This window comes from Subdoligranulum sp. APC924/74 (assembly GCF_003324125.1).
GTDB classification, from domain to species: Bacteria; Bacillota; Clostridia; order Oscillospirales; family Ruminococcaceae; genus Gemmiger; species Gemmiger qucibialis.
In genome coordinates this window covers 1-5,018 of record NZ_PSQF01000144.1, presented here as the reverse complement: position 1 = coordinate 5,018, position 5,018 = coordinate 1, and the positions used below count along the sequence as shown (strand labels likewise).

The 5,018-nt window shown below is 54.6% G+C and carries 6 protein-coding genes; 5 read left to right on the top strand and 1 reads right to left on the bottom strand.

The features are described from left to right. Positions 1-241 precede the first annotated feature (241 nt). From C4885_RS15420 to C4885_RS15400, 5 genes are all read left to right on the top strand, one after another. Entirely contained in the window at positions 242-754 is a 513-nt protein-coding gene (locus C4885_RS15420; RefSeq protein ID WP_158538929.1) for an RNA polymerase sigma factor, read from the top strand. Continuing rightward, on the top strand, positions 754-1,341 hold the full coding sequence (locus tag C4885_RS15415) for a hypothetical protein (RefSeq protein ID WP_114001182.1): 588 nt from the start codon (positions 754-756) through the stop codon (positions 1,339-1,341). Before C4885_RS15420 ends, C4885_RS15415 begins: the two co-directional genes overlap by 1 nt. A 6-nt stretch (positions 1,342-1,347) precedes the next feature. After that, complete coding sequence (locus C4885_RS15410) at positions 1,348-1,899, top strand: hypothetical protein (RefSeq protein WP_114001181.1); 552 nt, start codon at positions 1,348-1,350, stop codon at positions 1,897-1,899. 163 nt (positions 1,900-2,062) lie between these two features. Beyond that, a complete protein-coding gene (locus C4885_RS15405; RefSeq protein WP_114001180.1) occupies positions 2,063-3,184 on the top strand; it encodes a hypothetical protein in 1,122 nt (373 codons plus the stop codon). Positions 3,185-3,374: 190 nt separating this feature from the next. After that, complete coding sequence (locus tag C4885_RS15400) at positions 3,375-4,727, top strand: MFS transporter (protein WP_114001179.1); 1,353 nt, start codon at positions 3,375-3,377, stop codon at positions 4,725-4,727. A gap of 48 nt (positions 4,728-4,775) precedes the next feature. Here the strand turns inward: C4885_RS15400 and C4885_RS16850 are convergent. After that, a partial coding sequence (locus tag C4885_RS16850) for a hypothetical protein (protein WP_207657610.1) occupies positions 4,776-5,018 on the bottom strand: 243 nt, incomplete at its 5' end.

Below are 5,018 nucleotides of genomic sequence, written 5' to 3'. Positions count from 1 at the left end.
TTATCGAGCATTTTGGCAACGCAGATGCCGTGCCGCAGCCGCCGGAGCGGTGCTTGAGCCGTTAGGCGGGAATTGTGCGGTATTGCCTCATAATTTTTTCAAAAATATCTGCTCCCGCTGCAAAATGTCGGGAGCATTTTTCGTATTAGTATACAGAAGCGCTTCCAACAAAGAAAGCGCGCCGGCAGATGAATGCGAAAGGAGGTGTGGGGCACTGAACCAAACAGATTTTACCCAGCTGATGCAGCAATACCAAAAACTGGTTTATACCGTTTGTTTGCAGTTTGCCCACAACCCCCACACCGCCGAGGATCTGACCCAGGATACCTTCCTTTCGGCATGGTCGTCCATTGACCGGTGCGAGCCCCAATACTATAAGCAATGGCTGGTGCGTGTGGCAGCCAACAAATGCAAGGACCACCTGAAAAGCTCCTGGGCGCGCAGGGTGGAGGCACAATCCGACGAAACGATGCCGGAACCACGCGGCACACCGCCGCCCGGCAGCGGCCTGCAAAGCGCAGAGCCGGACCCGCAGGATGAATTTATGCGCCAGACCGATGCCGCAGAGCTGGAAACGATGGTGCGCACCCTGCGCGAACCCTATGGCCGGGCCGCGGCCATGTATTTGCTGGACGGGCTGCCCGTGGCGGCCATAGCCCAAAAGCTGGGCCGCCCGGCACCCACTGTTCAGAACCAGCTGTTCCGCGCAAAAGCGATCCTGCGCAAACAGATCATGGAAAGGAGGCAGGAATAATGGAACAGGCAATGTTTCCGCAAAACGAAAATAACACCCCATTTGATAACGAAGCCCTGTTTGATGCTGAAGGCCACCTGACGGATGAGGGGCTGCACGCCCTGCAGGAGAGCCGCCTGGATGAACTGGGCAGCCTGGAGACCGCAGAGCACCTGACCTTCTGTGATTACTGCCTTGCCCGCTATACCGCCCTGATTGAATCGGTCCCCGAAAAGCTGAAACAGCCCATGCGGGACCTGATCCCCCAGGTGCAGGCCCTGATGCGGCTGCGCAGTTTCCGCATTATGACAAACCGCTATGTTTCCACGGCTGCCGCCGTAATGCTGGCCTTTGCGCTGTGGCGGTTCGGATTCTTTGGCGGCGTTGGTACGGTGCAAAAGCCCGTGCAGCAGCTGCCGGAAGCAACCCCCAACGTGACCGTAAGCCAGGCGCTTGGCGGTATGTTTGACAGCATGAGCAGCGGCCTGAGCGATATGTTCGACGGAATGCAGCTTACCATCAACAGTGGGCTGGCCCAGCTGGCCGACCCGGTTGTGCCCCGCAGCAACCCCACCAATAACGGCGGCAGCCCCGCCCACGGAGAGTGATACACTATGAAGAAAAACGCATTTTTGACCTTTATTTTTGCCTGCATCCCCGGCGCAGGGCAGATGTATTACGGGTATATGAAGCGCGGTACCTCGCTGCTGGTCTACTTCTGCCTGTTCATCATGCTGGGCACCATCATTTCCCCGCTGGTGGTGGGCGTCGCCGTGGTGTATATGTTCAGCTTTTTTGACACCTATGACCTTATCCGCTACCTGGTAGCGGGGGACCCCAAGCCGGATGAATTCCTGCTCCCGCCGGATTGGCAGAATCAGCTCGGCGGTGCCAAAGCTAAAATGACCCCCAAAATGAACAAGATCATTGGCTGGTGCCTGCTGCTTACGGGCGTTTATGTGATGTATGACAGCGTGGTATGGCCGATCGTGAGCAATATTCTGCAACAGCTGGGCGTTTACTGGGATATAATCTATACCCTCAACAACGCAATCCCTTCCGTTGTGGTGGCGGTGCTGCTGATTGCTTTTGGCGGCCGCCTGCTGGGCTTTGGCAAACATGCCCACCACAACGATACCGACGACCTGCCCCCGTACCAGGGCTGAACCGGCAAAGCAAGCAAATTTGAAAAGAAAATTGAAAAGAAAGTGTAGGGCAGGGTGCAGCACAGCACCCCGCCTGGTAGCCAGCGGCCATTTGGAATAAAAACAGTGCCGCCCGATAGCCTGACAATGATTCAACAGACAAAAGAGAAAATGGTGATTCACTATGGAAAACAATTTTAACCAGAATACCCCTGTGCCGGAGGAACCGACCCAGGATACCTGCCAGGATGCCAGCCAGGATACCACCGCGCAGGCCGCGCCCGAAACGGCCCCCAAGCCCCCGGTCAAAGTGCGGCGGGTGGGCACCTTCAGCCTTGGCCTGATGCTGGTTGCCATCGGTGCCATCCAGCTGGCCCAGATTTTTATGCCGAATGTCAATGTGCTCAGCGTGGTAAAGTATGCCCCGGTGGTGCTGATCGTTCTGGGCATTGAGGTGCTGATTTACGCCGCACGCCCCGATGTAAAGATCAAGTATGACGTCATTTCCATCTTCCTCTGCATTATCATCATGCTCACGGCGGGGGCTTCCGGTGCAGTGGCCGCAGTAGCCCAGGCATTCACTCCCGAAAACGTGACCAAGCGTGTTACCACCGAGGAACAGTACAAGAAGTCTGTTCAGAAGGCACTGAGCAATATCCCCAATGCCCATGATTTTGTACATGATTATTCCATCGATGTCAGCAGCGAGAGCTGGTTCATGGATATGCCGGTGGGTACGATGCACGCAACGGTGTACCTGACCATGAATTACGGTGCCCAGACCACCGCCGAAGAATTTGTGCGCGACTGCATGAAGGTAATGGATGCGGTAAATGCCACAGATATCCCGGTAGAATACTATCGCTTTGATGTGGACCAGAGCAACCTGACCGATGGCGAAGTGTGGAGTGTATGGCTGGATGAGTGGGAAATGCACGGCAACCTGCAAAACATTGCGGCCCATGTTGATACCATGTACTATGTGGACGGCGATGCCTACACCAGCCTGGATGATGTGCCCAAAAAGGACGGCGATGAACTGTTGAACCGCTACATGGCCGCCTTTGGCACCAACCCGCTGACCGATTACCAAAATGAATACGGCACCGTTGAATTTGGGGATAAGCTGGAAGAGTACATGCAGAACCGCGTGGAAAACGAAGCCGGCCAGGACCTGACGGACACTGACAACGCTGGGAAAACCGCAGCCAGTGAGGAAACACCCGCAGCGCAGGACGATGTGACGATGGAAGCCACTGAACCCGCAGCGGGCGCTGCGGAAGCTGCCTCTGAAAATGCAAACTGACATTTGAACAAAAATAATATATTTGTGCAATTTCGTTAAAAACGACGGAAAAGTTAACCAGATTTTTACGCCCCGCATACGCGGGGCTTGTTGTTTTTGCCTGCCTGAAATGCTACAATACCAATAAGGGCAATTTTGCCCTGTAAATGCGGCCTGCCCGGCGGCGGGATGCAAAATCAGGAGGTACCCCATGCTTAAAGGCTATACCAAGCAGGAAATCAGTTGGATGATGTACGACTGGGCCAACAGCGCCCATTCCGTTATCATTGTAACGCTGCTCCCCATCTTTTTTGACACGGTTGCGGGCTATACGGCGGACAGTGTTTCCAGCATGTCCACCTGGGGCTATGCAACCAGCATCGCCATGCTGATCGTGGCGCTGGCCGCTCCGTTCCTGGGCGTGTTTGGCGATATCCGCGGTATGCGCAAAAAGCTGTTCAGCTTTTTCATGCTGCTGGGCGTTGCAGCCTGCGCGGGCATGGCGTTTACGCCTGGGATGGATTTTACCTCCGGCCCGGTGGCAGCAGGCAAGGTGGCCAGCCTGATCCTGGTTCTGTACATCGTCAGCGTCATTGGTTTTGATGCTTCCGCCATCTATTACGATGCCTTTTTGACCGATGTTACCACCGAGGACCGCATGGATAAAGTCTCCACCATGGGGTACGGCCTGGGTTACATCGGCGGCTCCACCATTCCGCTGCTTATTTTTCTGATCATGAACCTGGTTGGCGTGCCCATGCTGACCTGCCTGGCGTTTGTGTTTGGCCTGACCGCTGTGTGGTGGCTGGCGTTCAGCTTGCCGCTGCTGAAAAACTGCGAGCAGACCTCTGGCAAGCCGTATGAAAAGGGCGATGTTGCCCGCAGCATGAAGGGCGTTGGTACCACCATCAAGGAGATCATTGCCAACAAGCCGATGCTGATCTATATTCTTTCGTATTTCTTCTATATTGACGGCGTGCACACCGTCATCAGCATGGCAACCACCTATGGCACCAACCTGGGGCTGGATTCCACAGGCATGATGCTGGCGTTGCTGCTGGTGCAGATTCTGGGCCTGCCGTTCTGCCTGCTTTACATCAAGTGCAGCGAAAAGTTCGGTGCCCGCACCATGGTGGGCTTTGGCATCTGCGTGTATATGTTCATCTGCATCTTTGCGTTCTTTATGAACAGCCTGTGGCAGTTCTGGGTGTTGGCTGTGTTGTGCGCCACCAGCCAGGGCGGCATTCAGGCGCTGTCCCGCTCCATGTACGGCAAGCTGATCCCGGATAAGGACCGCTCCGGCGAGTTCTTCGGCTTCTTCGATATCTTTGGCAAGTTCAGCTCCATCATGGGCCCGGCTTTGGTCGGCGTTGTCAGCAGTGTGGTGGCAAATGGAATGCTGGGGGCCCAGGGGCTGACCGCTCAGACCGCAACGGCGGAGCAGATCGATGCGATCAACGCCCAGTCCAGCCATTACGGCATTTTGTCCATCATTATTATCATCATTGTGGGCGCGGTGCTGTACTTCGGCTTTTTGCCCAAAGCAGAGCACGCCAAGCAGTAAATTTGACAAGATATTCGATTCGCATTACAATATAGGGGTATATTCTGTTCAGGTACACCTGGGGAATATACCCCTTTTTAAGGTATATCTGAAAACAAAGAAAATGCCGGATATTTCGCAAACACAGACAGGATTTAAGGCAAAGAGCCGCAGGAATTCTTTGTGGATTCCAAGAGTTTTTAACGCAAAGTCCCGCTGCGTTTGTAGAAACAGAATGGCAATACCGCATAATTCTAAGTGCCGATACGGCGAGCGAGGTGCGGCAGCTGCTAAGCCAAAAGCGCAGATAAT

Excerpts from the sequence above, each read along its gene's own strand:
- C4885_RS15420 (WP_158538929.1), top strand. The coding sequence starts at position 242 with ATGCAGCAATACCAAAAACTGGTTTATACCGTTTGTTTGCAGTTTGCC.
- C4885_RS15415 (WP_114001182.1), top strand. The coding sequence starts at position 754 with ATGGAACAGGCAATGTTTCCGCAAAACGAAAATAACACCCCATTTGAT.
- C4885_RS15410 (WP_114001181.1), top strand. The coding sequence starts at position 1,348 with ATGAAGAAAAACGCATTTTTGACCTTTATTTTTGCCTGCATCCCCGGC.
- C4885_RS15405 (WP_114001180.1), top strand. The coding sequence starts at position 2,063 with ATGGAAAACAATTTTAACCAGAATACCCCTGTGCCGGAGGAACCGACC.
- C4885_RS15400 (WP_114001179.1), top strand. The coding sequence starts at position 3,375 with ATGCTTAAAGGCTATACCAAGCAGGAAATCAGTTGGATGATGTACGAC.